Origin of the sequence: Fundicoccus culcitae (assembly GCF_024661895.1) — a bacterium.
Taxonomy (GTDB): domain Bacteria; phylum Bacillota; class Bacilli; order Lactobacillales; family Aerococcaceae; genus Fundicoccus_A; species Fundicoccus_A culcitae.
The window spans coordinates 727321-753144 of record NZ_CP102453.1 but is presented as its reverse complement, the minus strand read 5'-3'; the positions used below and the strand labels follow the sequence as shown (position 1 = coordinate 753144).

The 25824-nt window shown below is 32.5% G+C and carries 26 protein-coding genes and 1 pseudogene; 22 read left to right on the top strand and 5 right to left on the bottom strand.

Features of this window, described 5'->3' with window-relative positions; all coding sequences use genetic code 11:
• The first annotated feature begins 2 nt into the window (after nucleotides 1–2).
• The 11 genes from NRE15_RS03495 (at nucleotide 3) to NRE15_RS03445 (ending at nucleotide 9058) form a co-directional block, all read left to right on the top strand.
• Entirely contained in the window at nucleotides 3–554 is a 552-nt protein-coding gene (locus tag NRE15_RS03495; protein ID WP_313794230.1) for an ECF transporter S component, read from the top strand.
• A gap of 210 nt (nucleotides 555–764) precedes the next feature.
• The gene (locus tag NRE15_RS03490) at nucleotides 765–1142 is read left to right on the top strand and encodes a winged helix-turn-helix transcriptional regulator (protein WP_313794229.1); all 378 of its coding nucleotides are present in this window, start codon (nucleotides 765–767) and stop codon (nucleotides 1140–1142) included.
• Between the two features lie 112 nt (nucleotides 1143–1254).
• Nucleotides 1255–1638 (top strand): GntR family transcriptional regulator, encoded by a 384-nt coding sequence (locus NRE15_RS03485; protein WP_313794228.1) that lies wholly within the window; start codon nucleotides 1255–1257, stop codon nucleotides 1636–1638.
• On the top strand, nucleotides 1631–2515 hold the full coding sequence (gene pmtA / locus NRE15_RS03480) for a phenol-soluble modulin export ABC transporter ATP-binding protein PmtA (RefSeq protein WP_313794227.1): 885 nt from the start codon (nucleotides 1631–1633) through the stop codon (nucleotides 2513–2515). The genes NRE15_RS03485 and pmtA overlap by 8 nt, the downstream gene beginning before the upstream one ends.
• The gene (locus NRE15_RS03475; protein WP_313794226.1) at nucleotides 2499–3113 is read left to right on the top strand and encodes an ABC-2 transporter permease; all 615 of its coding nucleotides are present in this window, start codon (nucleotides 2499–2501) and stop codon (nucleotides 3111–3113) included. Before pmtA ends, NRE15_RS03475 begins: the two co-directional genes overlap by 17 nt.
• Before the next feature lie 132 nt (nucleotides 3114–3245).
• Complete coding sequence (locus NRE15_RS03470) at nucleotides 3246–3686, top strand: OsmC family protein (protein WP_313794225.1); 441 nt, start codon at nucleotides 3246–3248, stop codon at nucleotides 3684–3686.
• Between the two features lie 149 nt (nucleotides 3687–3835).
• Nucleotides 3836–4249 carry an OsmC family protein gene (locus tag NRE15_RS03465; protein WP_313794224.1) on the top strand — a complete coding sequence of 138 codons (414 nt, stop codon included), beginning with the start codon at nucleotides 3836–3838 and terminating at the stop codon, nucleotides 4247–4249.
• A 65-nt stretch (nucleotides 4250–4314) separates the two neighbouring features.
• A complete protein-coding gene (locus tag NRE15_RS03460) occupies nucleotides 4315–4692 on the top strand; it encodes a winged helix-turn-helix transcriptional regulator (protein ID WP_313794223.1) in 378 nt (125 codons plus the stop codon).
• 578 nt (nucleotides 4693–5270) lie between these two features.
• Complete coding sequence (locus NRE15_RS03455; RefSeq protein ID WP_313794222.1) at nucleotides 5271–6875, top strand: type I restriction-modification system subunit M; 1605 nt, start codon at nucleotides 5271–5273, stop codon at nucleotides 6873–6875.
• On the top strand, nucleotides 6868–8073 hold the full coding sequence (locus NRE15_RS03450) for a restriction endonuclease subunit S (RefSeq protein WP_313794221.1): 1206 nt from the start codon (nucleotides 6868–6870) through the stop codon (nucleotides 8071–8073). The genes NRE15_RS03455 and NRE15_RS03450 overlap by 8 nt, the downstream gene beginning before the upstream one ends.
• Nucleotides 8074–8128: 55 nt before the next feature.
• Complete coding sequence (locus NRE15_RS03445; RefSeq protein WP_313794220.1) at nucleotides 8129–9058, top strand: site-specific integrase; 930 nt, start codon at nucleotides 8129–8131, stop codon at nucleotides 9056–9058.
• Nucleotides 9059–9120: 62 nt separating this feature from the next.
• On the opposite strand, the gene NRE15_RS03440 is transcribed toward NRE15_RS03445, so the two are convergent.
• Together NRE15_RS03440 and NRE15_RS14600 are read right to left on the bottom strand one after the other, a co-directional pair.
• On the bottom strand, nucleotides 9121–9726 hold the full coding sequence (locus NRE15_RS03440) for a restriction endonuclease subunit S (protein WP_313794937.1): 606 nt from the start codon (nucleotides 9724–9726) through the stop codon (nucleotides 9121–9123).
• A 39-nt stretch (nucleotides 9727–9765) separates the two neighbouring features.
• A pseudogene (locus tag NRE15_RS14600) lies at nucleotides 9766–10308 on the bottom strand (restriction endonuclease subunit S); the annotation flags it as partial.
• A gap of 95 nt (nucleotides 10309–10403) precedes the next feature.
• Between NRE15_RS14600 and NRE15_RS03430 the strand changes: the two are divergent.
• Nucleotides 10404–13469 (top strand): type I restriction endonuclease subunit R, encoded by a 3066-nt coding sequence (locus NRE15_RS03430; RefSeq protein ID WP_313794219.1) that lies wholly within the window; start codon nucleotides 10404–10406, stop codon nucleotides 13467–13469.
• A gap of 21 nt (nucleotides 13470–13490) precedes the next feature.
• The gene (locus tag NRE15_RS03425; RefSeq protein WP_313794218.1) at nucleotides 13491–13820 is read left to right on the top strand and encodes a nucleotide pyrophosphohydrolase; all 330 of its coding nucleotides are present in this window, start codon (nucleotides 13491–13493) and stop codon (nucleotides 13818–13820) included.
• Nucleotides 13821–13854: 34 nt separating this feature from the next.
• On the opposite strand, the gene NRE15_RS03420 is transcribed toward NRE15_RS03425, so the two are convergent.
• The 3 genes from NRE15_RS03420 to NRE15_RS03410 all read right to left on the bottom strand — a co-directional run bounded on the left by NRE15_RS03420 (nucleotide 13855) and on the right by NRE15_RS03410 (nucleotide 15459).
• A complete protein-coding gene (locus tag NRE15_RS03420; protein WP_313794217.1) occupies nucleotides 13855–14163 on the bottom strand; it encodes a hypothetical protein in 309 nt (102 codons plus the stop codon).
• A gap of 84 nt (nucleotides 14164–14247) precedes the next feature.
• Complete coding sequence (locus NRE15_RS03415) at nucleotides 14248–14472, bottom strand: DUF2188 domain-containing protein (protein WP_313794936.1); 225 nt, start codon at nucleotides 14470–14472, stop codon at nucleotides 14248–14250.
• Nucleotides 14473–14709: 237 nt separating this feature from the next.
• The gene (locus NRE15_RS03410; protein WP_313794216.1) at nucleotides 14710–15459 is read right to left on the bottom strand and encodes a DUF4336 domain-containing protein; all 750 of its coding nucleotides are present in this window, start codon (nucleotides 15457–15459) and stop codon (nucleotides 14710–14712) included.
• Nucleotides 15460–15585: 126 nt separating this feature from the next.
• Between NRE15_RS03410 and NRE15_RS03405 the strand changes: the two genes are divergently transcribed.
• From NRE15_RS03405 to NRE15_RS03365, 9 genes are all read left to right on the top strand, one after another.
• Nucleotides 15586–16410 carry a hypothetical protein gene (locus NRE15_RS03405; protein WP_313794215.1) on the top strand — a complete coding sequence of 275 codons (825 nt, stop codon included), beginning with the start codon at nucleotides 15586–15588 and terminating at the stop codon, nucleotides 16408–16410.
• A gap of 16 nt (nucleotides 16411–16426) precedes the next feature.
• Complete coding sequence (locus NRE15_RS03400; RefSeq protein WP_313794214.1) at nucleotides 16427–16969, top strand: DUF1697 domain-containing protein; 543 nt, start codon at nucleotides 16427–16429, stop codon at nucleotides 16967–16969.
• Between the two features lie 332 nt (nucleotides 16970–17301).
• On the top strand, nucleotides 17302–18711 hold the full coding sequence (locus tag NRE15_RS03395; RefSeq protein WP_313794213.1) for an SLC13 family permease: 1410 nt from the start codon (nucleotides 17302–17304) through the stop codon (nucleotides 18709–18711).
• Nucleotides 18712–18755: 44 nt separating this feature from the next.
• Complete coding sequence (locus tag NRE15_RS03390; protein WP_313794212.1) at nucleotides 18756–20459, top strand: acyl-CoA dehydrogenase family protein; 1704 nt, start codon at nucleotides 18756–18758, stop codon at nucleotides 20457–20459.
• A gap of 65 nt (nucleotides 20460–20524) precedes the next feature.
• Nucleotides 20525–21319 carry an enoyl-CoA hydratase/isomerase family protein gene (locus NRE15_RS03385; protein ID WP_313794211.1) on the top strand — a complete coding sequence of 265 codons (795 nt, stop codon included), beginning with the start codon at nucleotides 20525–20527 and terminating at the stop codon, nucleotides 21317–21319.
• Complete coding sequence (locus NRE15_RS03380) at nucleotides 21316–22479, top strand: thiolase family protein (RefSeq protein WP_313794210.1); 1164 nt, start codon at nucleotides 21316–21318, stop codon at nucleotides 22477–22479. The genes NRE15_RS03385 and NRE15_RS03380 overlap by 4 nt, the downstream gene beginning before the upstream one ends.
• 86 nt (nucleotides 22480–22565) lie before the next feature.
• The gene (locus NRE15_RS03375; RefSeq protein WP_313794209.1) at nucleotides 22566–23750 is read left to right on the top strand and encodes a CaiB/BaiF CoA transferase family protein; all 1185 of its coding nucleotides are present in this window, start codon (nucleotides 22566–22568) and stop codon (nucleotides 23748–23750) included.
• A gap of 4 nt (nucleotides 23751–23754) precedes the next feature.
• Nucleotides 23755–24615 (top strand): 3-hydroxyacyl-CoA dehydrogenase family protein, encoded by an 861-nt coding sequence (locus tag NRE15_RS03370; RefSeq protein ID WP_313794208.1) that lies wholly within the window; start codon nucleotides 23755–23757, stop codon nucleotides 24613–24615.
• Nucleotides 24616–24769: 154 nt separating this feature from the next.
• A complete protein-coding gene (locus NRE15_RS03365; protein ID WP_313794207.1) occupies nucleotides 24770–25813 on the top strand; it encodes a helix-turn-helix domain-containing protein in 1044 nt (347 codons plus the stop codon).
• Nucleotides 25814–25824: the final 11 nt, after the last annotated feature.

The window sequence follows — 25824 nt, the reverse complement described above, 5'->3', positions numbered from 1 at the left end:
AAATGTCTACAGTAAAAAAATCAATGATAACCGCAATTAATATTGCTTTATGTGTCGTTTTACCGATGGCCTTTCATGCCATTGAAAATGGCGGGCGAATTTTCTCTCCAATGCATATTCCCGTTTTACTATGTGGTTTAATTTGTGGTTGGCCATATGGTTTATTAACAGGGATAGCGGGTCCGTTACTTTCTAGTTTATTTACAGGTATGCCACCGATGGCGATTCTTCCACAAATGATGGTTGAATTAGCCACTTATGGTGTCGTTGCCGGTTTAATGATGGAATATGTTCATACTGGTAAGGTATTTGCGGATTTATATATTAGTTTAATTACAGCTTTAATCGCTGGTCGTGTGGTAGCAGGGTTAACTGGGGCATTAATCTTCTCACGTGGGAGTATTACGATGGCTTCATGGGTGACCAGTTATTTTGTCACCGCATTTCCAGGAATCGTCTTACACTTAGCAGTAATTCCTCCAATCGTTTATATGTTAATGAAAGCCAATTTGATTCCAAACCGTTATCCTTCACAAAATATCGCCGCTGAATAAGTAACAATATTTATTAAACAATAAAATATTAAAATCGTCTTAAAATTGGAGTTTATTCTAATTTTAAGACTTTTTTTGTTGTAATTATGAAATTGCGTTGTATAATTGATTTAGATGTTTAACATTCAATCAGGATGTTGAACGTAAGAGCTGTTTAACTTTGATAAGCGAGAATTCTCTTAAACGCTTCTTTTTGAAAGGATGAGTTAGATGTATGAAGCGAAAATAAAGAAGGAAATTAGATGTCCCATTGAATATGGATTGGAAGTTATTGGTGGCAAGTGGAAGACACGAATTATTTGTATGTTAGTTATGAAAGATACCCTGCGATACAATGAATTAAAAGAAGAAATGCTCGATATTACAGATGCTGTTTTGTCAAAAGCACTAAAAGAGCTAATCGAAGATGATATTATTGAACGACAACAATATAATGAAATCCCGGTTCGGGTTGAGTATTCTTTAAGCAACAAAGGAAAGAGTGTTGTCCCAATACTAGAACAGATCTATGATTGGTCATTAGAATTTGTTTCCGACGAGTTGATGCCTGTAAATTATTATGATAGTTACTATGCTGATGAAAATTAAATATTATATGTGTGAAATCTACCAATTTTCCTATAAGAGGTTGGTAGATTTTTTTGTTGACTACTTACTTCTTACTGTATATACTGTATATGAACAGTAAGGTGGTGGAAGAATGAATATTAATCTGTCAATGTATAGTAAGGATCCTCTGTATGAACAGATTATTAAAGAAATTAAGCGGAATATACTCAATAATGAAGTCGTATCAGGTGAGCAAATGCCATCGATTCGTCAATTAGCTAAGGATTTGGAAGTCAGCGTTATAACTGTAAAAAAAGCCTATGACTCACTCGAAAGTGAAAACTACATTACAACCATACCTGGAAAAGGAACTTATGTGGCTGAATTAGACACGAGTAAAATTCGAGCCAAGAAAATAGTAAAAATAGAACAAGAGTTAAAGCAACTGGTTGATGAGGCTAAATCGATTCAACTATCAGAAAGTGAATTGATTAACTTGATAAACAAGGCATTTAAGGAGGAAGAAAATGGGTGAGTATGCAATAGAATTACATAATGTGAGTAAAAGCTTTGACGATTTTTCAATTAGACAGCTTAACTTAAGTGTTCCTAAAGGATATATTACGGGTTTTATTGGCCCAAACGGAGCAGGAAAATCGACGACCATTAATCTAATCATGAATTTATTAACACTGGATGAAGGTACGATTGAGGTATTTGGTAAAGACATCAATGAGGATGGAAAAGCAATTCGTGAACGCATTGGATTTGTCTATGCTGAAAATGTATTTTATGACCACTTGTCTATCCAATTAACAGAGAAATTAATTAGTAATTTTTACAAAAATTGGGATACTGAGGTATTTAATCACTATATTGAACGGTTTCATCTACCAGCCAGGAAAAAAGTCAAAGACTTATCGACGGGGATGAAAATTAAATTGTTTCTTAGCATTGCCTTATCGCATCAAGCGGATGTCATCATCCTTGATGAGCCAACATCTGGTTTGGATCCCGTTGTTCGTTCTGAAATTCTAGATATCTTATACGAAATTATTCAAGATGAAAATAAAACGATTTTCTTTTCATCACATATAACAAGTGATTTAGAAAAAATAGCGGATTATATTGTCTTTATTCATGACGGTGAAATTATTATGAATGATAGTAAAGATAACATCATGGAAGACTATAAAATCATTAAAGGTTCTAAAGATTTGTTGGATAGGGATACCCGGTCATTACTTATTGGTATTGAGGAGAAAGCGACCGGTTTTGTAGGAATGACAAGAGATAGTGCGACATTTATTGAGCTTTTCGGCGATCGTATCATTGTTGAACCTGCAACGTTAGATGATGTGATGTTATATTCGATTAGAAAAGGAGGGAAAGCCATTGCTAGCTTTACTTAAGAAAGAATTTATCGTTAATTTACGCATTATTTTAATTTCAACAGCAGTATATATTCTAATAAATATCGTGATGTATGAGAATCAATTTTCCTTGTATCTGACGATACCTTTTGTCTTATTAGTCTTAGGCAATAGCGATGGGATGGATGAGTTGAATCATTCTGAACGGTTGATTGCTAGTCTGCCTGTTTCAAGAGACGAGGTTGTTATGTCAAAAGTTATCTTTGGATCGCTGATTGGGTTTTTCTATATACTGATTATAAGTAGTTTAAATTTTATTCTACCTAATTTGGAAGCTAATCAGATTGGGGAGTTTATCGCTAGTTTTATTTTAATCATATTTTCCATTGTCGTTTATCAATTATTATTTTTATTATTTGGATCTCGTGTTATGAAATATATCATCATACTTATTTATTTAGCTTTTATTACGATTATTCCGATGATTGTTAATACAAGACAGTATGAACACTTATATTCATTGTTAAATAATTTTGACCTGAACTTAATCCTAAGTGCGTTGGCTATCATCTTTTTGATATTAGCCGCTTTAATTCTCAGGATAAATCTTAAATTGTATCAAGCTAAAGATCTATGATACTTCTCACAGCTATCATAATTATGAGTTACTCATTCGTTTGTTAGTGTATTTATTCACATAGTTATATATGTTAACATATTATTTGGCAATATCGAATAAGTAATTAATAAATAGATTGGAGAATGTAAAATGGCAATTGAAATTTATAAATCAGAGTCAACGCTGTTAAGTGGGTTAAAAGTACAAGGTAAGAGTCGTGATTTCGAACTACTTATTGATGAACCAAGAGATAGTGGTGGTACGGACAAAGGGATGAATCCCGTAGAATTATTACTTAATTCGCTTGGTGCTTGTCTAGCAATTGTGATTAAATCATTTGCACGCTCAAAACACATCAATTTAAAAGGATGTACGGTCGTTTGTGAAGGTGAATTGGATCCTGATGGATATAAGTATATTAATCCAAATGCGAAAAAAGGTTTTTCAAAAATAACAATTAATATTCATATTGATGCTGATAACACAGATGAAGAAATTAAAGAGTATATCGATTTTGTCATTGAAACTTGTCCCGTTCATGATACAATCACAAACACACCAGAATTTGAAACAAACATCATTAAAAAATAATTCAGTTAAAAGCTCAAAACTAAGGAGAATATTCTTGTTTTGAGCTTTTTGCATTGCTTTTTTTAAGTGGGAAGGTATAATAATACATAGCATCATTCAATTAATTAATTGAATGTGAATAAATTAATTAAAAAAGAGGAGTTTTTATTATGTCAGATTCCATCCAATTTACATGGGCAGGCGGTTCAAAAGGTAAAGGTCAAATAGATTTTGGGACATATTCAGTTGATATCGCAATACCAGAAGCATTACGTGGGAGTGGAGAAGGTTTTGGTCCCAAAGAACTACTTGCTTCAGCAGCACAAGCATGTTTTGGTACGACTTTAGTTTATGCATTAGAAGCCAGAAAAATTGAAACAACGGATGTCAGTGTCACAACTGAAATTACAACTAATGAGACAGGATTATTGTTTATTCATCACATTAAAGTATTAACGCCAACGGATCTGACTGATGAAGTGGAGCGTGCGATTGCGTACTCAGACCGTAAGTGTGACGTGGGTAATTTACTAAAAAGTGCTGGTGTTACCATCAATGTAGAAAGTGAAATTCTAGTAGGATAGATCGACTGGTTTTTAGAAAGAAACTTCCGTTGCTAAATAATCAGTCCTATGAAAGGATGACAAACATGTATGAAGCAAAAATAAAAAAAGAAATTAGATGTCCTCTTGAATATGGTTTAGATGTATTTGGCGGTAAATGGAAGGCAAGAATCATCTGTATGCTGAATCAAAAAACGGTTCTTCGCTACAATGAATTAAAAGAAGAAATGATTGATATTACGGATGCAGTTTTGTCAAAAGCCCTCAAAGAACTGATGGAAGATAACATTGTTGGTCGAGAGCAATTCAATGAGATTCCCGTTCGCGTCGAATATTCACTCACTCCAAAAGGCTTATCTGTTATTCCGATTTTAGAGCAAATTTGCCATTGGTCAGAAAAGTATGTGACGGAGGAATTAATGCCATTTAACTTTTTTGAAGGGTATTTTGATGAGGAGAAATAGTTAACAAAGAACACAAACTGATTAGTCTGTTTGTGTTCTTTTATGTGCAAATTAGGATGGATTAATTTGGTGACTAAAAGTCCGTGCAGTTTGTCTTGGACGGAATTGACTAAACATCAATCAAGTGACACAAGATAAGTCGTAACTATATTTTTTAATAAAATAAAGCTCTTAATCACTATTATGACAGTTATTAGGGCTTCGTCACCTTTGCAAAGAGTTAAAGTCAAGTAATTAGATTTTAGGGATACAATTATATAAATGTTGACCTGGGAATTTTTTCTAAAATTACTATTACAATAAATATCAAAGCCGATAATACTGAGCATAAAATTAAAGACTTTGTCAATTTTATGATTGAAAACAACTCTGTTTATGATACGAATATGAAAATTCTGGTGTTTGAGACGAATATTGCAAGTAAATTATTTTATGGAATCATAAACCAAAATTGATTTATTTTATGTTAAAATAGAATCGATACCAATTACCAAATCTGTTAAAAATAGTTTATACTTGAATATAATTATCGCTGTTATACAGTGTAAATTTAGTATATATGTAAAGGTAGGAGAACGATGGCAGAGAAAAAAGTAACTGGTACTAAAGATTTGTTTCAAGTCCTCTGGAATTCCGCAAATATTTTGCGATCAAAAATGGATGCTAACGAGTATAAAAATTATACATTAGGATTGATATTCTACAAATTCTTGTCAGATAATCAATTAGTCCATGTAGCTAATTTATTAGAAGAACCATACACTAATTTATCAGAAGCACAAAAGATTTATGAAGAAGCATATAATGATGTTGATCTTAGAGAAGAATTGTATGAAAATCTTCAATATGACTATTCATATACAATTGCTCCTGAATTAACTTTTCAAAGTCTTTTAAATGATATTCATAAAGGTCAATTTCAAAGAGAAAAATTAATGCAAGGATTCCGAGATGTAGAGACATCGGATGAAACATTTTTTGGTTTGTTCTCTGATATTGATTTGGATTCTAATAGACTAGGAACAACGCAACAGAAAAAAAGTGATACTATTGCTTCTGTCATGAAAGAATTAGATGGATTAAATTTAGCAGAAACAAGTTCAGATGTTTTAGGGGATGCATATGAATACTTAATTAGTCAATTTGCTTCTGAGTCTGGTAAAAAAGCTGGTGAGTTCTATACGCCACAATCCGTTTCTCAATTAATTACCCGTATTTCAATGTTGGGTAAAGAAAATGTCGCTGGTTTTACCGTATATGACCCTACAATGGGATCGGGATCTTTGTTGTTAAATGCTCAGACATATTCTAATGAACCAACAAAAATCCGTTATTTTGGACAAGAATTAAATACCTCAACGTATAACTTAGCTCGAATGAATATGATGTTGCATCAGGTACCAGTAACGAACTTTAAATTGAGGAATGCAGATACTTTGGATCAAGATTGGCCAACAGATGAACCTACAAATTTTGATGCGGTTTTAATGAACCCACCTTATTCAGCAAAATGGTCTGCAGCAAAAGGGTTTCTAGATGATCCCCGTTTTTCACCTTATGGAGTATTAGCACCGAAATCTAAAGCTGACTTTGCTTTTTTATTACACGGGTTTTATCATTTAAAGAACGATGGAGTTATGGGAATTGTCTTACCACACGGAATTTTATTTAGAGGTGGTGCTGAAGGTAAAATTAGACAAATTTTACTTGAAAGTGGATATATTGACACAGTAATTGGGTTACCAGCAAATCTATTCTATAGTACCTCTATCCCTACAACAGTGGTAATTTTGAAGAAAAACAAACCAGATAAAACAGTCTTCTTTATCGATGCATCAAATGATTTTGAAAAAGTAAAAACCCAAAATAATTTAACTGACGCACACATTGATAAAATTATTGAGGCGTATATTAATAAAAAAGATATTGATAAGTACGCTCACCTTGCTGATTTTGATGAAATTAAAGAAAATGATTTTAACTTAAATATTCCAAGATATATAGATACTTATGAAGAAGAGGAACCTATAAATATCGTTCAGGTTTCGAAAGAAATACAGGAAATTGATAAACAGATAGCTGACGCAGAAAAAGAATTACTAGCTATGCTGGATCAACTTCAAGTTACTGATGAAACAAAATCAATAATTGAAGCAACAAAGGCGGTGTTCCGTCATGACTAAATCCAAAAATCAAAATGAAAAAAGAGTTCCAGAATTGCGATTTAAAGGGTTTAGTGATGATTGGGAACTGTTTAAGTTTTCTACCTTTGTAAAAAGAGCTAATAAAACGTCAAATTCGGATTCACTCCCTAAAGTAGAATTTGAAGATATTGTGGCTGGAGAGGGCAGGTTAAACAAAGATGTTAGTCATAAATTTGATAACAGAAAAGGTATTATGTTTAATAACAATAACATTCTATATGGAAAATTGCGTCCCTATTTAAAAAATTGGCTACTTCCAGATTTTAAAGGAATTGCATTGGGTGATTTTTGGGTTCTCGAACCAATTGATGTTGATATCACTTTTTTATACTATTTAATTCAATCAAAAAAATTTCAAAAAGTTGCAAATGATACTTCTGGAACAAAAATGCCTAGATCTGATTGGAAAAAAGTATCTAACACCTACTTTTTCATTCCAAAAATTGAAGAACAAAAGCTGATAGGCAGTTATATAAAAAATTTAGACAACGCAATCACCCTTTATCAGCAAAAATTAGATAAACTAAAACTGCTTAAAAAGGCTTATCTTCAACATATGTTCCCTGAAAAAGATGAGGTTGTTCCTCGATTAAGGTTCGTTTACTTTAACTACGAATGGGAACAGTGTAAGTTAAGAGATGTATCTACAATAGTAAGTGGTGGTACACCAGATACTAATAATATAGCTTTTTGGAATGGAGATATTAACTGGTTTACTCCTGCAGAAATTGGTTCGGAACGATATGTTTCTTCTAGTTTAAGAAAAATAACTAAACTAGGATTAGAAAAAAGTTCTGCAAAATGGTTGCCTGAGGGCACAATATTATTTACATCTAGAGCAGGAATTGGGAAGACGGCAATTTTATCAAGATCAGCAACAACAAATCAAGGATTTCAATCAATCGTTCCAAAAGATGATATATTAGATAGTTACTTTATATTTTCAATGACTGATTATTTAAAAAAATATGCTGAAAAAGTTGGTGCAGGATCAACTTTCACTGAAGTTTCTACTAAACAAATGTCCTCAATTGAAATAAGTATCCCAAATCTCAAGGAACAAATTAAAATTGGATCTTTCTTCATGTTAATAGATGATTTAATTGTATTGATTGATGAAAGAGAATCAACAATTATTAATATTAAACAATCCTTGTTAGATAAAATGTTCGTATAACTTGCTCCTTCTATATTATTCTTAAACTCTAAAGAAAATATAGGAGGAGATTTTTATGAATAAAGTAAGAAAAGCAAAGCAATTATTTTATGATTACTTTGAAGAGTGGATTGAGTTGTATAAGGTAGGAGCAATTAGAGATGTTTCATTAGGTAAATATTATATTGCATTGAAACATTTAGAGAAGATTGCTCCGAGCATTAGAATGTGTGATTTAGATCGTCGAACCTATCAAGAAATATTAAATGAATATGCAAAGACTCACGAAAAACAAACTACGATGGATTTTCATCATCAAATAAAAGGAGCGGTGCTTGATGCAATTGATGAAGGAATTCTTGATTCAAATCCAACAAGAAAAGTAATTATTAAAGGTAAAAAAGCAATTGAAAGAAAGCAGAAATTTTTAAATCAATTTGAAGTTCAATCACTTATACGTCAAATGGACTTAGGAAATGAAATTAACTGGGATTGGTTTATTTTGTTAGTAACAAAAACTGGCTTAAGATTTTCTGAAGCGCTTGCTCTTACACCAGAAGATTTTGATTTTAGTAAACAGACATTAACTATAAATAAGACATGGGATTATAAAAAAAGTAATGGTAGTTTCCTACCAACAAAAAATGAATCATCCAATCGAAAAATTCAATTAGATTGGCAAACAGCAATGCATTTTTCACAACTATTAAAAGAATATCCAACTGATAATGTGATTTTTGTAAAGAAAAGAGTTTTCAATTCTACAATTAATAAAAGACTTGAAGTATTATGTAACATGGCTAATATACCAGTTATTTCAATTCATAGTTTAAGACATACACATGCTTCTTTATTATTATATGCTGGTGTGTCTGTAGCAAGTGTTGCAAAAAGATTAGGTCATTCTAATATGTCTATAACACAAAAAACCTATCTTCATATAATCACTGAGCTTGAGAATCAGGATAATACAAAGATAGTGCAGTTTTTGTCAAATTTAATTTAGTAACTCATTAGGAACTCACTGATAAAAATAGACATATGTCCCCTATAGGTCATGTGTCTTTTTTATATAAACATTATAGACAATAGCTTCTCTTTAACTCTAGTTATTTTTTCTAAAATTTTTTCATTATTTTCAATTAATTTATCGAAATTTTTCATTAACAATATAATTTGTTTTTGCTCACTAATGGATGGAACCTTAATAACTAAACATAATAAAGATTCTTCATGTAATCTTTTAGAGCCAGTCCCAGTAGTAAATGATAATGTATTTGAATAAAAAACTTTTCTTGTTATATACATTAGTAAAAATAATGGTTCGATATTTCTAATATTTAGACTCGGAACGTCAGCTGAAGTAGCAAATCCATCATATTTATCAGGGATTATAGCTATTGATCCATTGTGAAAATTTTGTTTCCCATAAATTAATTGACCTTTAAGACGTTTGAAATATTTGGTAGCTCCTAGACTTAATGATAAATTTTGAGATACTTGCGATACACCACTTCCATTCAGTTTTACTGACAATAAGTGTTCAGTATTTGATATAATTATTTGTTCTTTTTGGGGAATTTCTAAATATTTTGCTAATGTATTTTCTTCCCAATTTTGATTAAAGTTAGCAAACCTTAATCGAGGAACAACCTCATCTTTTTCAGGGAACATATGTTGAAGATAAGCCTTTTTAAGCAGTTTTAGTTTATCTAATTTTTGCTGATAAAGGGTTATAGTCTTAGATAATATCGCAAAGAACTTTCCAATTTTCATTTGTTCTTCTTTATAACTGGGAAATCTGATAGTGGTTTCCGATAAAGAGCTCTTTGATATAGATGATATCTTTGAACCTTGAATTAAAGGTAGTAATTGATCATGATAAGAATTAGAATTCAAATAATAACCTAAATAGTTAGAAGAAAAATTTAATTTAGGTCTACATGGAATTGTGTGTAAACCAGATACTATTATTGTATTTTCAGAATTAGATAGCTCAACACATTTACCTACAGTTTCATCTTCAGCAGCATCTGCAAATATGATATCACCATCTACGAGTAGCGTACCACCGCTAATTATATATTTAGAATTTGTGATAAATGGTATTTCATCTTCCTTAACATCTAATATCTCATTATACTTTATGAGAATATCACCATAATGAATATTTTTTATATTTCCAGAATCTAAGTTTAGTTCAGCACGAGGTAGCGAGTTGTTTTTCAAGTAATTAAATACAAATGAAAATTCACGCTGTTCCCAAGTATTAGAAAATTATTTATATCATTAATTCATCTATATGTTACAATAGAAATATCTATATACAATACGAATGGAAGGGTTTTATTATGGTTAATCAAAGTATACTTGAGAAACAAATGGAAGATAACTTAATAAAACAGTTAACTGAAGGCGAATCAAAGTGGAAGTATCGCGACAACTTAAAAACAGAAGACGATTTATGGAATAATATTCGAGAAAAAATAAACATTAATAATCCGCGTGATTTGAAAGAAAACCCTTTGACTGATCAAGAATTTGAACAAGTGAAGAACAAGCTCATCTTTACTACTTTTTATGATGCAGCTGTTTGGTTGCAAGGTGAGAATGGTATTTGTCGTATTGCATTACAACGGGAAGATGCAAGACTTGGAACAGTTCATTTAATGATTCTTAATCAAAATGATATAGCCGCTGGTACTAGTGATTATGAAATTATTAATCAATTTAGAACTGGTAAAGCATCTGAAGATGATAGAAGTAGACGGTTTGATGTGACCATGTTAATCAATGGCTTACCAATGATTCAGATTGAATTAAAAAGTCGTTCTGAATCATATATGGATGCATTTAGACAGATATTAAAATATCAAAAGCTAGGTGCCTATAAAGGTGTTTTTTCAACTTTACAAATGTTTGTAGTATCAAATGGAACTGATACACGATATATTGCACCAGCATCGGAATCGAAGTTTAATCCAAAATTTTTAGCTCGATGGGTTGATAAAGAAAATCGACCAGTAACTAAACTGACAGAATTTGCTGAACATGTTTTAACATTCCCTCAAGCGCATAAGATGGTTGCTGAATATACTGTTTTAGATAAAGATAGACGTTCTTTAATTTTATTGAGACCTTACCAAATACATGCTCTCGAAGCAGTAAAAGCAGCATCATATCGAAGAGAATCGGGGTACGTTTGGCATACAACTGGTTCAGGAAAAACACTGACTTCGTATAAAGTTGCTAGAAATCTCTTAAAGATACCAGCTTTAGATAAGACGATATTTATTGTTGATAGAATCGACTTAGATCAACAAACGACAGGTTCTTTTGAATCATACGCAAATGATGACTCTATTGAAATTGATAGTACTAGTAATGTCAATGATCTAATTAAAAAATTGTTATCAAATGATAGATCTTTAATCGTTACTACCATCCAAAAATTGAATTTTGTAATGAAGCGATTTGAAGGGAAAGAAGATACTCCACGGTATAAAAAAATCACTAGTTTGAATTTAGCTTTTGTAGTCGATGAGTGTCACCGTGCAGTGTCACCAAAGAAAAAACAAGAAATTGAAACATTCTTCTACCAATCAATTTGGTTTGGTTTTACTGGTACGCCTATTTTTGCTGAAAATGCTCGATCAATTCTTGGTGATTTAGCTAGAACCACAGATGAATTATATGGAAAATGTCTACATCAATATACTGTAAAAGAAGCGATTCATGATGAAGCGGTTTTAGGTTTTAATGTAGAGTATAAATCTACAATTAATGAAGATGTGCTAAATGATATAGCTGATAAATCAATTTCAAAAGTAAATGTTATGTCGTTGACTAATATTGAAAAAGAAAGTTATATTGGAAAAGAAGTTTTTGAACATGATAATCATATGCTAAAAGTTGTCGAATCTATTGTCAATGAATCAAGGGCAAAGTTAGGTATTGGCTATGGTCAAAGTGGAGAAAGCTATACGGCTATTTTGACAACCTCTTCAATATCTAAAGCACAAAGATACTATGATTTGTTTATGGAAGTAATTAATGGTAAATCTGAAGTAAAAGTCAGTAAATATGTTAAGGAGTATTTACCAGATTTTCCAAAGGTAGCTATTACTTATTCAATTAGTGAAAATGAAGAAGCTTCAATTGATAATCAAGCAAAAATGGCTGAATCAATGAAAGACTATAATAAAATGTTTAATACCGCGTTTACTATGGAGACAATTCGAGGATATAATTCCGATATTAATAATCGTTTAGCCAGAAAACATGAATTGTATCAATATCGAAAAGAACAGTTGGATATTGTTATTGTCGTGGATCGTTTATTAACTGGGTTTGATGCACCTTGTTTATCAACGATCTTCATTGATAGACAACCAATGAAACCACAAGATATTATACAAGCTTTTTCTAGAACTAATCGATTGTTTGATTCATATAAGAAATATGGACAAATTGTGACATTCCAAACACCAGCTACATTTAGTCAGCGGGTAGAAGATGCTATAATACTATATTCTAATGGTGGAGAAAAAGAAGTATTAGCTCCAAAATGGGAAGAAACTCAAAAGGTGTTTGTTCAAACCTTAAAAGAACTAAAAGAAATTGCTGCTACACCAGAAGCTGTTGATGAAATTCCAAAAGAAAAGTGGAAAGTTTTCGCAAAAGCTTTTCAACAATTTGATAAAAATTTTGCTTCTTTACAAGTTTATTCAGATTTTAATGCAGATAAACTGGAAGAAAAGTATGGAATATCTTGGAATGAAGTCGAGGAGTTTAAAGGAAAATATGAGAATGTACTTGAAAGGCTAAAAGCTGAAAGAGGTGATTCTGGAGGAACTGAAGAAGATGATTTTGATATTGCCTATGAGCTAAAATCCGTCCAAACAACTGAAATCAATTATCAGTACATTTTACGTTTAATGCAAGCATTCACGCCATCTAAAGAAAATCCGAATTACAAAGAGAATCAAACTGAAGAGAATATCCATGAGATCCGTACATACATTGATCGATTTAAGGAAACAAATCCTAAACTTGGGGAAATGATGGAAATTCTACTTAATGACTTATTGGCAGATTCTGAAGCTTTTATCAACGAGGACATTATTGCAGTATTATTTGATCGAATTGAAAAACATCGTACTCATGAAATTAAAGAATTTTCGAACCAATTTGGTGTGTCTGAAGATGATTTACTTTATGTTGTTAGCAACTACAATGCAAATAAGACTCGACAAATTGGTGAAAGTGAACTGATTAAAAATAGTGATATTGAAGTGTATAAGAAGCAAGCGAACACTTCGATTAACAAATTAAAGTACAATAGTTTACTTAGAAAAGAATATAAAAAGATGATTGAAGAAGAAATTGAGCCTTATGAATATGAAAGACTATCATAAAGGTAGGGTGGACCTAAATATATGACAAACGAATCACTCAACAAAATCAACGACTTCCGCGATGAGCGCAACTGGCGACAATTTCATAATGAAAAGGATTTGGCTTTATCTATTTCTTTAGAAGCCAATGAGTTGTTGGAAATTTATCAGTGGAAGAGTGCGGAAGAAGGGAATCAAAATAGAGAGGCCATTGCTGATGAATTGGCTGATGTTTTGATATACTCTTATATGATGGCTAGTAATTTAGGCTTTGATATTGATGAAATAATCGAACAAAAACTAGAGAAGAATGCAACTAAATATCCCATTGATAAAGCAAAAAATTCCAAAAAGAAATACAATGATTTGTAAACAAAAAGAGTGCCTCACTAGCACTCTTTTGTTTTTATTGAAAAAGATGTTTTTCAATATAATCTACAGTGGCTGATTCCATCATATCATTCCAGTTTGCAAAAGATGAAAACTTATTTACATACTCATCTAATTCTGAATCATTAATTTCATCAAAATTATTTGTATCAAATTGTGAATTATTAAAGAAGTCATCAATAGAATTAAATTTAGTGTAGGTCATCATAAATGTATGATTAAATAAATCGTCAAACGGAATACAATTTAATCCTTCTAATTTTTCAGCGTTTTTTTGTAAATTAGCAAATTCTTTTTGCAATTCATTCAAACCACTAATTTTCAAAAAATCAATCCCTTCGTCTTTGGATTTTGAGAATAGAAAGCTATTGATTACATATCAGTATTGATTTTAATCTAAAGGAATAACTTAACCTTTTGGTGGATGTGGATCGTTACCGTAACTATTACGTTCACGAATTTTACCTTTTCTATCATGAATAATGAGTTCTGATTGTTGGTTGATAGATATTTTAGTAGCTCGATCTATAGCTTTTTTTTGAGTATCAAAAATAGCAGTAGCTTTTGAATTGCCTTCGCCTTTGACATTCCATGTTCCATTAGAATTTGGAGTTACATGTTGATTCTTCCCCATATTATGAAATCCTCCTTTCGCAATATTTATTAAAGAATGATTTGAGTTCATTATTACCACACCTGCAACAATGTAAGATTTCGTGAGATCAACCTTTAATGATATTAGCTTATCATGAATAATAAATAAAAACAACAAAAAACACAATATATAGGTTTAAATATGATTTTATACACTATATATTGTGTTATATATAATACGTATCAATTTAAATAGAATAATTATTTATATTAATTTCTATTTTAATATCCAACTCATGCGTTTTCTCAATTCTTCAACCCCGTTGTCTTCAATCCACTTCCCGTGCGCAATGATGATGCGTTTAGGTTGCCAGGAAATAATCTTCTCTAATGATTCTTTGGCAGCTTTTTTATTTCCAATAAACGACATTCGATAGTCAATTGGAGTCGTACCGTTTGGTGCAGAAATTTTTGCAATTTTGTGAACGGTCTTCCAAAGGGTACTCTTGGTTTTATCTGGTTCAAAATTTTCTATCAAATCCGTTAGGATAAGTGTTCTACTTTCAATATGATAGAAAATCACTTCTTGTATAACACGACCGCCCTTAAAAATAAGTTGTTTGATGTCATTCTCCCATTCTTTTGGCGGGGTATCTTCTAGTGCTTGATCAAAGTTTATTTCAATATTTTGGCTTTGTGCACGTTTTTCCACACCTGGACTCGACCAAGCAAGTGCATCTGGGAAATGCTGTTTCCATTCTGCAATATAGGCATAGTGGATAGCATTAGGTGATACCAAATGCTTTATCGGACCTAACGCTAGAATCTCATCAGCTAAATCAGCATCAAATGCAATGGGCGAATGCAACCACATATCTCCATTATTAAGTCTTACCACTGTCATTCGGGTTGAAAAAGGCACTTGTATAAAAGGAACGGACATATGTATGATATCACCATCGACAATCCAAATGTTATTAGCAACAGCTTTCAAGGTGTTTAGCGGAGGGTAAGTGGGTATGTTCATAGCAGTCTCCTTGTCATGTAGCAGAGGTATTTATTAAAAGAATTAAAACATAAATTATTAGTAATTACAATTGATTGTTTGGCAAGGCTTGCGTACAATAAAAGAGACTAAAGGGAGTGGGCAGTTTTGGATAAAAAAATAAATGATTCGGAAATTAAAGATTTTAGAATTATTATTCAGTACTTGGATTTAGCTGAGTTTTATGCTAATCGTGGTATGTATGATCGTGCTTTAGAAATCATATCGGCGGCTATGGAAGAAATGAATTATGGTATTTTTTTGGTGTTCGAATTTTTACTTAGATATGAGTATTTTGCTAAAGACTATGAATTGATGGAAAAATTTTATCGTGTGGCACTCAAAAAAGGTAGAGATTTAGATGAGATTTCTATGATTATGCATAATTATTATAAAGAGACAAATCAAGTAAGTCGGTATATTAATAATTTTTTGAATTTATTTAAATATCATGATGCTAATAATTTAAAGGTTATTTATCGTCAAGCACTGGATTTTTTGAAAGAAAAAGAATTGAAAAATCTTGAACCAGAAATGCTTAAATTTGCTAAAGAACGTGATTTGTATACCTATATTATGATATTATTGCGTGGTTCATCCAATGAAACCAAAAGAAGCGCTATTTTCAAAGCCCTCAGAACCAATTTGGATTTTGATCACTTTTTATTAAATGAACATTATGAATTAGCAAGACCGATTATGGATATTGATTATATGAGTGTGGCAGATAGGTTTTGGCTTGAAGCGGATTACTATGTTTCGAAAAAGACGAAAAAGGATTATCAAAATGCGGTCAGGGTATTGGAATTCATTAAAGAAGACTTATATGGCGATGAGCTTAGACCTGAATGGCGAGAAGAATTTAAGGAATTTAAAGCTAAACATAAACGGAAATCTTCACTAATGGCTGAAATTAAAACTAAGCGTCTATAATCAGAAAGGTGGGGCAATGATGCGTTATGTCCTTTTACTGCGAGGCATCAATGTTGGTGGTAAAAACAAAGTATCCATGGCTGAGTTGAAGGAACAACTGACAGCAGCCGGTTTTGAAAATCCGAGCTCGTATATTAATAGTGGGAATTTGTTTTTTGATTCGGAGGATAAAGTGGAAAATATAAAGGAAACGCTTGATGCCCTTTTTATGCGCCATTATGATTTTGATGTCGTGTATAGTTTGTTTTCAGCAGAGGCTTTACGGTTGGAAGCAGAACAGTTGCCAGCTTGGTGGCAAGAAGAGATGGGGCGAAAAGATGTGCTCTTTTTTACCGATGAAGCAGATAAACAGGCTATTAGTGCTAGTATCGTTGAGATGGATTTAGTAAATGAAATTGTACATTTTGGGTCACTGGGAATCTTTTGGGGTAAGTATGATGAAGATGAGTTTTTAAAAACAGCCTACCATAAGCAATTAATCAAACAGCCTTACTATAAACGGGTGACGATTCGCAATGGGAAGACGTTTGAGAAGTTGGTGGGGTTGGTGGGGGAATGAAAATAGTCATTAATAAGGGGGTATGGACCTTGAGTTCATATCCCCTTATTTTATTTATTTCAAGTATAAACAATCAATATTTTAAAAATTCAAAATAAAAAATATTTTATATACGTATATTAAGTGTTTACATTTTTCAAATGATAGAGTCTATCGTGTAAGTATCTAATTGAACTTTAGTGTTAACAGATAAAATAAGTATACATTTAAAACCTTAATGAGAAGGCTTTCTTCCGATTTGAAAGGGATTTCTGTAAGCGGTATTATACTGATTGAGAGCAATAGGTTGCGCAACCGACTCTTAAACAAATCGTGTAAATGGAGGGGAAATTGTGACCCTGAACAAAAAAAATATCATCCTATCGATTATCTCTGTGTTAGTTGGTATTGCTATAGCGATGGTCCCAGCACCTGCACCAATGGGTGAAACAGGTATGATAACACTAGGGATTCTTATTGCTGGTGTACTCCTAATGCTATTTAATGTTTTAGATGAATATGTAGCATTTTTATTTGTAGTCGCTTTTTGGGCAATATTTCAAGTTACAGATTTCGGTATTATCTTCTCAGTGTTTAGTTCAACAACCACTTGGTTATTAATCGGCGCATTAGGAATTGGTGCGGCAGCATCAAGCTCTGGTCTTATGCGTAGATTAGCATTGTATCTTATGAGAATCTTTCCTACTACTTTTGTTGGACAATCAACAGCATTATTAGTATCAGGGATTTTAATTGGACCTTTTATTCCAAGTACAACAGCTAAAGCTGCTATTGTTGGACCAGTTGCACGTAGTGTTAGTGAAGCAATGGGGTATGAACCTGGATCAAGAGGAGCTGGTGGGATTTTTGCATCATTCTATACAGGATATATCTCAACAGCGCCGGCGTTTCTTAGTGCATCATTCGCAAGTTATGCCATTGTTGGATTATTACCAGATGATATTGCAGCAAGATATACCTGGATGGGATGGTTTATTTCTGCATTACCTTGGGCAATCGTTTTTACAATTCTTGCTTATTTTTCAATTATTTTATTATATAAACCGAAAAATGAAGTAGAAATATCTTCAGATTATGTTGAAAACGAATTAGCCGAAATGGGTGGTTGGTCTTTTAACGAGAAACTTGTTGCAACTGTATTAGTCGTATGTTTAGCTTTTTGGATGACAGAAACAGTTCATGGAATTCATGCAAGTATGATTGCTTTAATAGGATGTGCCATAGTATTAGGTGCTGGTGTTGTAACTCGTAAACAATTTCGTTCTGAAATTGCATGGGATCAAGTTGTATTCATTGGATGTATGTTAGGTATTGGTTATGTTTTCCCAGCAGTCGGGATTAATGACTGGATAATTGCAACGTTTGGAGAAATGATTGTTCCATTAATGTCTAATCATGTTCTGTTCCTTGTAGTATTTATGATTTTTGTTCTAATCATTAGATTTGTCATAGTATCATGGACAGCTGCATTTACTTTATTAACGGTACTACTTGCACCTTTTGTTGATGCAGCGGGTATTAATTTATGGATAATTCCATTTGTTACATTTGTCATTAGTAATACTTGGTTTGTTAAATACAATAGTTCACCATATGTTGTTTCTTTAACTGCAGCTGGTGGTGATGGGGTAATGGTTACTCATAATCAAATGGTGAAATATTCAGTATTACATACGATAGCAACAATGATTGCCGTTTTAGCAGCAGTGCCATTTTGGCGAATGATGGGATTATTATATTAAAAAGTTAGAAAGAAGGAAAATATAAAATGGTAAAGAAAAATTATTTGATTAATCCACAAACTTTTACTGGTGAAGGATTAGATGAAACAACTAGAGAACTAATTCAAAGTAATATCGATTTTTGGGAAGATAGAGGCCTTCGCTTAATTAAACAAAATGAGATGAATCGTGATTTTGATTTTAAATGGGTTGAGCATCAAAAAGAAAATAAAGTATTAGCTACCTTATATACACCTAAAGGATATGGTCCGGAAGATTCAAAATTCGATTTAAGAAGAATAACTAATTACAATGAGTACTTGGCGTTTTACAATGCTTCAGCCCGATATATGTGGCAAGCTTCCTTAATTGGTGCGATTCCAACATGGTTTAGCGATAACGAGCCGTTGAAACATCGAGTAGCAGAGTATTTACAAGAAGGCCGCTTATTTGGTTTTGGTACTTCAGAAAAAGATCATGGTGCGGATTTGTATAAAACAGAATCAATGGCTATACAACAGGAAGATGGTACTTACCGTTTGAACGGGTCTAAGTATTACATTGGAAATGCAAATATTGGGTTGATTTCAGCTTTTGTGAAATTTAATAATGATGACAATGATTTTGGATTAGTTTTAACTGATGCGTATGATCCACACTTTAAACAAACCAAACAAATTCATAGTTCGTATATTAACACTGGTTATGTTGGTGCATATGATTACGCAGATTATCCTTTTAAAGAAGAAGATATAATTGCTAGAGGTAAAGAAGGGTTTGCTGCAGCATTGAAGACAGTCAATGTAGGTAAATTCCAAATAGGGTGTTCATCATCAGGAATTTGTACGCATGCTTTTTATGAGTGTTTAAACCATTCTTATGACCGTTGGTTATATGGTGCTCGTGTAACTGATATGCCACATGTACGTCGATTCTATGTTGAGGCGTACTTGAGAACAGTTGGTATGCGTTTATTCTCTTATAGAAATATCGACTACTTCAAGAGTTGTACACCAGAAGATCAAAGATTCCATCTATATAATCCTGTAGCAAAAATGAAAACACCAGCTGAAGGCGGACGCATTATCGATATATTATGGGATGCAGTTACTGCTTATGGTTTTGAATGTGAAACTTATATGGAAAATGCTACTAGAGATATAAAGGGATCAGCTAAATTAGAAGGAACAGCTCATGTTAACTTAAGTCTTATTCTTAAGTTTATTAATAGTTACTTACTAGAACCAGCAGATCTCCCAATTATCGGATATATTGAAAAAGAAGATGATTCAAATATTTTCCAAGATATGCAACATGGTGGTTTAAGTAAAATTAAATTTGCTGATTGGAGAAAATCATTTGAATTACGCGGAGATCTACCTAATGTTAAAGTATTAACTAAACAAGCAGAAGCGTTGACTAAACTATTCCGTGAATGTCCACCTTCGAAAGAGAAATTAAACGATAAAGATTATATGTTAAATTTAGGTATGATGTTTACGATGGTTCCATATGCTCAACTAATCATTGAAGGTGCCGATTTATATGAAGTGGACGATGCGACTTTAAATCAAATACTTGGGTTATATGTAACTGACTTTGGTAAATATGCCATTGAACAAATGTATACATATTCAAACACTAAAGAAATTGAAACAATTTTGGCAGAAATCATTTCTTACAAACCTGCAGTCAATGAGGATGAATATCAATCAATATGGGAAGAAAATATCGTTCCACTTGTTGGTGTTTACGTTCAAAATAAATAATCTTAGCAATAAAATAGCCGTATCATTCAAACGGTACGGCTTTTTCATTGGGATGGGAGTACCGTATGCGTTATAAAAATTTTATTTTAACAGTTGATGATTCCGGAATTGCTACCTTTAGTGTTAATCGACCAGAAGTTAGAAATGCATTGAACGATGAATGTTGGCAAGAAATAGGAGAATTTGCAAAAGAACTTGATGAATCTCCAAAAATTAGAGTAGCGATTATTACTGGAGTTGGAGATAAATCGTTTGTTGCTGGTGCTGATATCAATATTTTAAAAAATCGGACAGTCAACTTAGCGTTAAAAGGACCAGCTCAACAAGCCTTAACATCCTTAGAAAATGTGCGGAAACCAGTAATCGCTGCAGTTAATGGATATGCATTTGGTGGAGGATGTGAGTTAGCCTTGGCGTGTGATATCAGAATTGGGTCTACGAATGCGACATTTAGTTTACCTGAATTAGGATTAGGAATTATACCTGGGGCAGGTGGAACCCAAAGATTACCAAGAATTATTGGTCAAGGACGTGCCTTAGATATGATATTAACTGGTCGACGTGTTAAAAGTGAAGAAGCATTAATGATGGGGTTAATTAGTCAAGTAACTGAACCAGAGGAATTGATGGATAAAGCATATGAGTTAGCAAAAACTTTAAGTGAAAAATCTCCTTTTGCTATGAGCTTGGCAAAAAAAGTTGTTAGAAAAGCGACATCATTAAGCTTATCTGATGGTTTACAAGAAGAATTATATGCATATGCATTATTAATCGAGAGTGATGATAAAAAAGAAGGATTGGATTCATTTTTTGAAAAAAGGAAACCAAATTTCAAATCATTAGAGGAGAATGAAAATTGATTAAAGCAGTTATTGTATCAGCTGTTCGTTCAGCGGTTGGAAGGTATGCCGGAGAATTATCCGAAATAGAACCATATAAATTAGCAGGTAAGGTTATAAAAGAAGCGGTGAAACGATCTACAGTGGATCCCAATGATATTGAAGATGTCATTATGGGGAATTTATATGGACAACATGGAAACATTGCACGTGTGGCGATGTTAGAAGCAGGGTTACCAGAAACTACATCTGCATATACTTTAGATCGACAATGTGGTTCTTCGATTGAAACAATTCATAATGCTGCAATGAATATAGAATTAGGTTATGGAGATGTGTATGTAGCTTGTGGGTTAGAACATATGACTAAAGAACCTTGGCAATTGGAGAAAACATCAAAACCATATTCAATTGTTGGTCCTAGTGCTATGCGTACTAGGTTGACCCCAGAAGATGATGGATCAGATCGTGTAGGAATGACAGCAGAAAAAGTTGCAAAATTATATAAACAAACACCTGAAGAACTAGATTTGTTTGCTTATAATTCCCATAAAAAAGCTACTAATGCAATCAATAATGGTTATTTCAAAGATGAAATCCTTCCTATTGAGGTTCCGGTTAAGCGTGGGTCTAAAATTGTTGATCAGGACGAGAATGTTAGGATGAATCAAGAATTAGAAGATTTAGCCAAACTAAGACCAGCATTTATTCAAGATGGTATTGTTACTGCTGGAAATTCATGTCCTAATTCAGATGGCGCATCAGCTGTTGTATTAATGTCTGAGGAAAAAGCTAAAGAACTCGGTGTTGAAATTTTAGCTACAGTGATTGGGTATGGTGTTTCTGGATTAGATCCAAGTGTGATGGGGTTAGGCCCAACGAAAGCTGTCCCAAAAGCCTTAAAACGTGCAGGAATAACGATTGAAGATGTTGATGTTATGGAATTGAATGAAGCTTTTGCCTCACAAGTTATTGCCAGTATTCAAGATTTAGGAATTGATCCTTCAAAAGTTAATCCCAATGGCGGTGCTATTGCAATCGGACATCCTTTAGGTGCAACTGGTGGGGTATTAACTGCTAAACTAGTTCATGATATGAAACGAAGAGATTTACGATATGGAGTTGTTACAATGTGTATCGGTGGTGGACAAGGGGCTGCATTGGTACTGGAGCGCGAGTGATATTTTTCGTATAAATTTTCGTGGAAAATTGGGTCAATAATTATCACTAATATTAACCTTGATTATATAAGGAAAGGAAAAAAATAATGACAAAGAAAGTATATGAGGGACTGCGTGTTCTGGATTTTACTGCTAATGTAGCAGGGCCAATTTGTACTGGATTTTTAGCAGACTTTGGTGCAGAAGTAATAAAAGTTGAACGTCCTAAAGTCGGCGATGATTTAAGAGGATATTCTCCTCAAGTAAACGGTGTATCTGTAATGTTTGAGTATCCAAACAGAGGAAAGAAATCACTAGAGATTGATATGAAAGATCCAGAAGGTCGTGAAATTATTACTAAATTACTAGAAACAACTGATGTTTTAGTAGAAAATTTTAGACCAGGAACATTGAAAAAATTCGGATTCAGTTATGATGATGTAATTAAAATTAAGCCTGATATTGTATATTGTGCTATTTCATCATTTGGAGCTGAAGGTGAATTGAGTCAATTGCCAGGTTTTGATTTGTCCGCCCAAGCACTATCTGGTTTTATTGATATGACTGGATTTCCTGATCAAGCACCAATTAAAGGTGGCTTTGTGTTAGGTGATTATGCTGCTGGTAATGCAGGTTATGCTGCGATTGCAACAGCTCTATACCATAGAGAAAGAACTGGCGAAGGACAATTCATTGATATTTCAACGTTGGATTCATTATTAGCTCAAAATGGACAGTTAGAAGTTGCAGGAATGGGATATGAAGTCACTAGAACGGGAAATCATCATGCATCACTTTGTCCATTTGGGATATATACTGGGAAAAATAATCAAAGTCTGATTATTACAGCGCCAAACCAAGGATTATGGAAGAAACTTAGTGAAGCTATGGGGCACCCTGAATATGTTGATGATGAACGTTTTGTATCAATGGTTTCAAGACGAGAAAACATTGATGATGTTACTAATGTAATTGAAACTTGGTTATCTACATTTGAAAACATTGATGATGCAAAAGATATTTTGATGGAACATAATGTTCCATGTACAAAAATCGTATCTACTTATGAAATTACTCAAACTAAAACTAATTGGGATAGAGGAAATATCATTCGTTTAGAGTCTGATATGTCTGAAGATGGAATTATTTCTAGGGGACCTCATTTACGACTAACTAAAACACCACCTGTGTTATCCAAAGCTCCTAGTTTAGGGGAACATAGTGTGGAATTATTAACTGAACTAGGATATTCAAGTGATGAAATATCAAGGCTAACAGAAAAATGGAGTTAGAAGGATGAAGCAAATAAAAAAAGTAGTTGTTATTGGAGCAGGTGTCATGGGACGCCAAATTGCTTTACATTGTGCAAAATTTGACTTTAAAGTTAATTTGGTGGATGAATTTGAAGAATCTCTGCAGACAGGCAAAGATTGGATAAAGGAATACTTTAAACGTTCAATTGATAATGCAAAAATGGATCAAGCATCTGTTGATCAAGCTAACGAAAAATTAACTTATAGTAATTCTTTAGACTCATCTATTACTGATGCCGATTTAGTAATCGAATCAGTAATAGAAGATGAAGGCATTAAAAAAGATATTCTACAAAGAGTAAGTAAAATTGTTAATGAAGACACGATAATAACCACAAATTCAAGTTTTCTTGCTTCATCATTATTTGCAGATGTTGTGGAAAACCCTTCACGATTAGCAAATCTACATTTTTTTACACCTGTATCTCGTATGTCTCTAGTAGAAATTATCAAAGGACCACATACAAGCGATGAGACAATTGAAACTTTACAAGAGTTTGCGAAAAATATTGATAAAGATTCGGTTGTTTTACAAAAAGAGATAGATGGATTTGTAGTTAATCGTTTATTAAAAGTTTTAATGGATGAAGCTGTCTATTTATATGATCAAGGATATGCAGATTTTAAAGATATTGATATTGCGGCAGAAAAAGGATTAAATCATCCTGTAGGTCCATTCCGTTTAATGGATATGACAGGGATTGATATTTCGTATCTTAATCGTTTGCATCGTTATGAGAAGACTAATGATTTAAAAGACAAACCAGCTGATATTTTGAAAAAGAAATATGAATCAGGTGAATTTGGCCGTAAAACTGGTAAAGGTTGGTATAATTATGACTAGTAAATTTAACAGTAATTAATGTTTCGTTTAATTTATATTGAAAAAGGAATACTCTTTATTAAGCATTCCTTTTTCTTATCCATTATATTAAAAGTCTATGGTATAATTTCTTAAAGCGTTTTCGATAAATCATTGTTAAAGGAGGTTGATTTTATTGAAAAATGCATATTTCCCTTCAAAACTCAAATATAAAATCTTAGAAGAAGCGAGATTAAATGGGAATGTAACGGAGACTTGCAATAAATATGGAATTTCAAGAACAGTGTATTATAAATGGAACAAACGGTTTAATTTATTAGGTATGGAAGGACTACAAGATGTTAAAAGAACTAAACGTAAAAAGTCGCTAAATAAAATAGATTTAGAATACTACATAATGAGTTATGTTTTGAAAAAACCTGAATATGGTGCAAGACGTATCTTCTATGCTTTAGATGAAGAAGGTTTTATTGTTAGTGAAAGTAGTATTTATAATTTTTTAAAAGAGAAAGGGCTTAATAGTAAAGAGTTACGTTTATCATATGTAAAGAGGGAAAAAGTAAAAGATGTTGGGCCACATTCAGTTAGAAAAGTTGAAAATATCCTAAGATTTTCTGGGAAAGAAGCAGGGTATGCGATATTACAACGTACACTTTTCTTGGGAAAAAATAAACATCTAAAAAATATCTATATAACTTTATCGATAGATTTGTATAGCTTATATATGGTTGGGACAATTTCGGAGACTCGTACAACAGAGTGTATAATTAAACATACCGAGCGAAGATTACTTCCAACTTATAGATCATTTGGTGTTCCAATAAAAAATATTATTACTGACTCTAGTTTAGCATATGCTTCGCATTGGCAAGGGAGTGTTCATGAATATTATCAGTATTTAAAGAAAAATGGAATTATTCAAAGGGTTATGCTTAGGAAAAATATAGAAGCATTAAAAGTGACCGAAGAAAATATTTTGCTTGTCAAAGATAGACTCTTACAAAATATTTTTCAATTAACTAAAGATTATGGATTTGATGAATTAGATATTGAACTTGAATTTATTCTAAGAGAATATAACAATAATTTTCTTCATTTACATGGTAAAACTAAAGGGAAGACACCAACTAAATTACTTTATGCTGCGAATCAAGAAAAAACGCCATTGCCACTATGGGTAGAGTTGTTAGATTTATCAAGTTCTTCAGGAAAGCAATAAGAGGTTGAGTT

Bases quoted from the DNA above. Each gene is read 5' to 3' on its own strand.
- pmtA (WP_313794227.1), top strand. From the start codon at position 1,631: ATGGGTGAGTATGCAATAGAATTACATAATGTGAGTAAAAGCTTTGAC.
- NRE15_RS03460 (WP_313794223.1), top strand. From the start codon at position 4,315: ATGTATGAAGCAAAAATAAAAAAAGAAATTAGATGTCCTCTTGAATAT.
- NRE15_RS03485 (WP_313794228.1), top strand. From the start codon at position 1,255: ATGAATATTAATCTGTCAATGTATAGTAAGGATCCTCTGTATGAACAG.
- NRE15_RS03445 (WP_313794220.1), top strand. From the start codon at position 8,129: ATGAATAAAGTAAGAAAAGCAAAGCAATTATTTTATGATTACTTTGAA.
- NRE15_RS03375 (WP_313794209.1), top strand. From the start codon at position 22,566: ATGACAAAGAAAGTATATGAGGGACTGCGTGTTCTGGATTTTACTGCT.
- NRE15_RS03430 (WP_313794219.1), top strand. From the start codon at position 10,404: ATGGTTAATCAAAGTATACTTGAGAAACAAATGGAAGATAACTTAATA.
- NRE15_RS03385 (WP_313794211.1), top strand. From the start codon at position 20,525: ATGCGTTATAAAAATTTTATTTTAACAGTTGATGATTCCGGAATTGCT.
- NRE15_RS03440 (WP_313794937.1), bottom strand. From the start codon at position 9,726: ATGTTCCCTGAAAAAGATGAGGTTGTTCCTCGATTAAGGTTTGCTAAC.
- NRE15_RS03425 (WP_313794218.1), top strand. From the start codon at position 13,491: ATGACAAACGAATCACTCAACAAAATCAACGACTTCCGCGATGAGCGC.
- NRE15_RS03465 (WP_313794224.1), top strand. From the start codon at position 3,836: ATGTCAGATTCCATCCAATTTACATGGGCAGGCGGTTCAAAAGGTAAA.
- NRE15_RS03455 (WP_313794222.1), top strand. From the start codon at position 5,271: ATGGCAGAGAAAAAAGTAACTGGTACTAAAGATTTGTTTCAAGTCCTC.
- NRE15_RS03495 (WP_313794230.1), top strand. From the start codon at position 3: ATGTCTACAGTAAAAAAATCAATGATAACCGCAATTAATATTGCTTTA.
- NRE15_RS03410 (WP_313794216.1), bottom strand. From the start codon at position 15,459: ATGAACATACCCACTTACCCTCCGCTAAACACCTTGAAAGCTGTTGCT.
- NRE15_RS03400 (WP_313794214.1), top strand. From the start codon at position 16,427: ATGATGCGTTATGTCCTTTTACTGCGAGGCATCAATGTTGGTGGTAAA.
- NRE15_RS03490 (WP_313794229.1), top strand. From the start codon at position 765: ATGTATGAAGCGAAAATAAAGAAGGAAATTAGATGTCCCATTGAATAT.
- NRE15_RS03470 (WP_313794225.1), top strand. From the start codon at position 3,246: ATGGCAATTGAAATTTATAAATCAGAGTCAACGCTGTTAAGTGGGTTA.
- NRE15_RS03450 (WP_313794221.1), top strand. From the start codon at position 6,868: ATGACTAAATCCAAAAATCAAAATGAAAAAAGAGTTCCAGAATTGCGA.
- NRE15_RS03415 (WP_313794936.1), bottom strand. From the start codon at position 14,472: ATGGGGAAGAATCAACATGTAACTCCAAATTCTAATGGAACATGGAAT.
- NRE15_RS03370 (WP_313794208.1), top strand. From the start codon at position 23,755: ATGAAGCAAATAAAAAAAGTAGTTGTTATTGGAGCAGGTGTCATGGGA.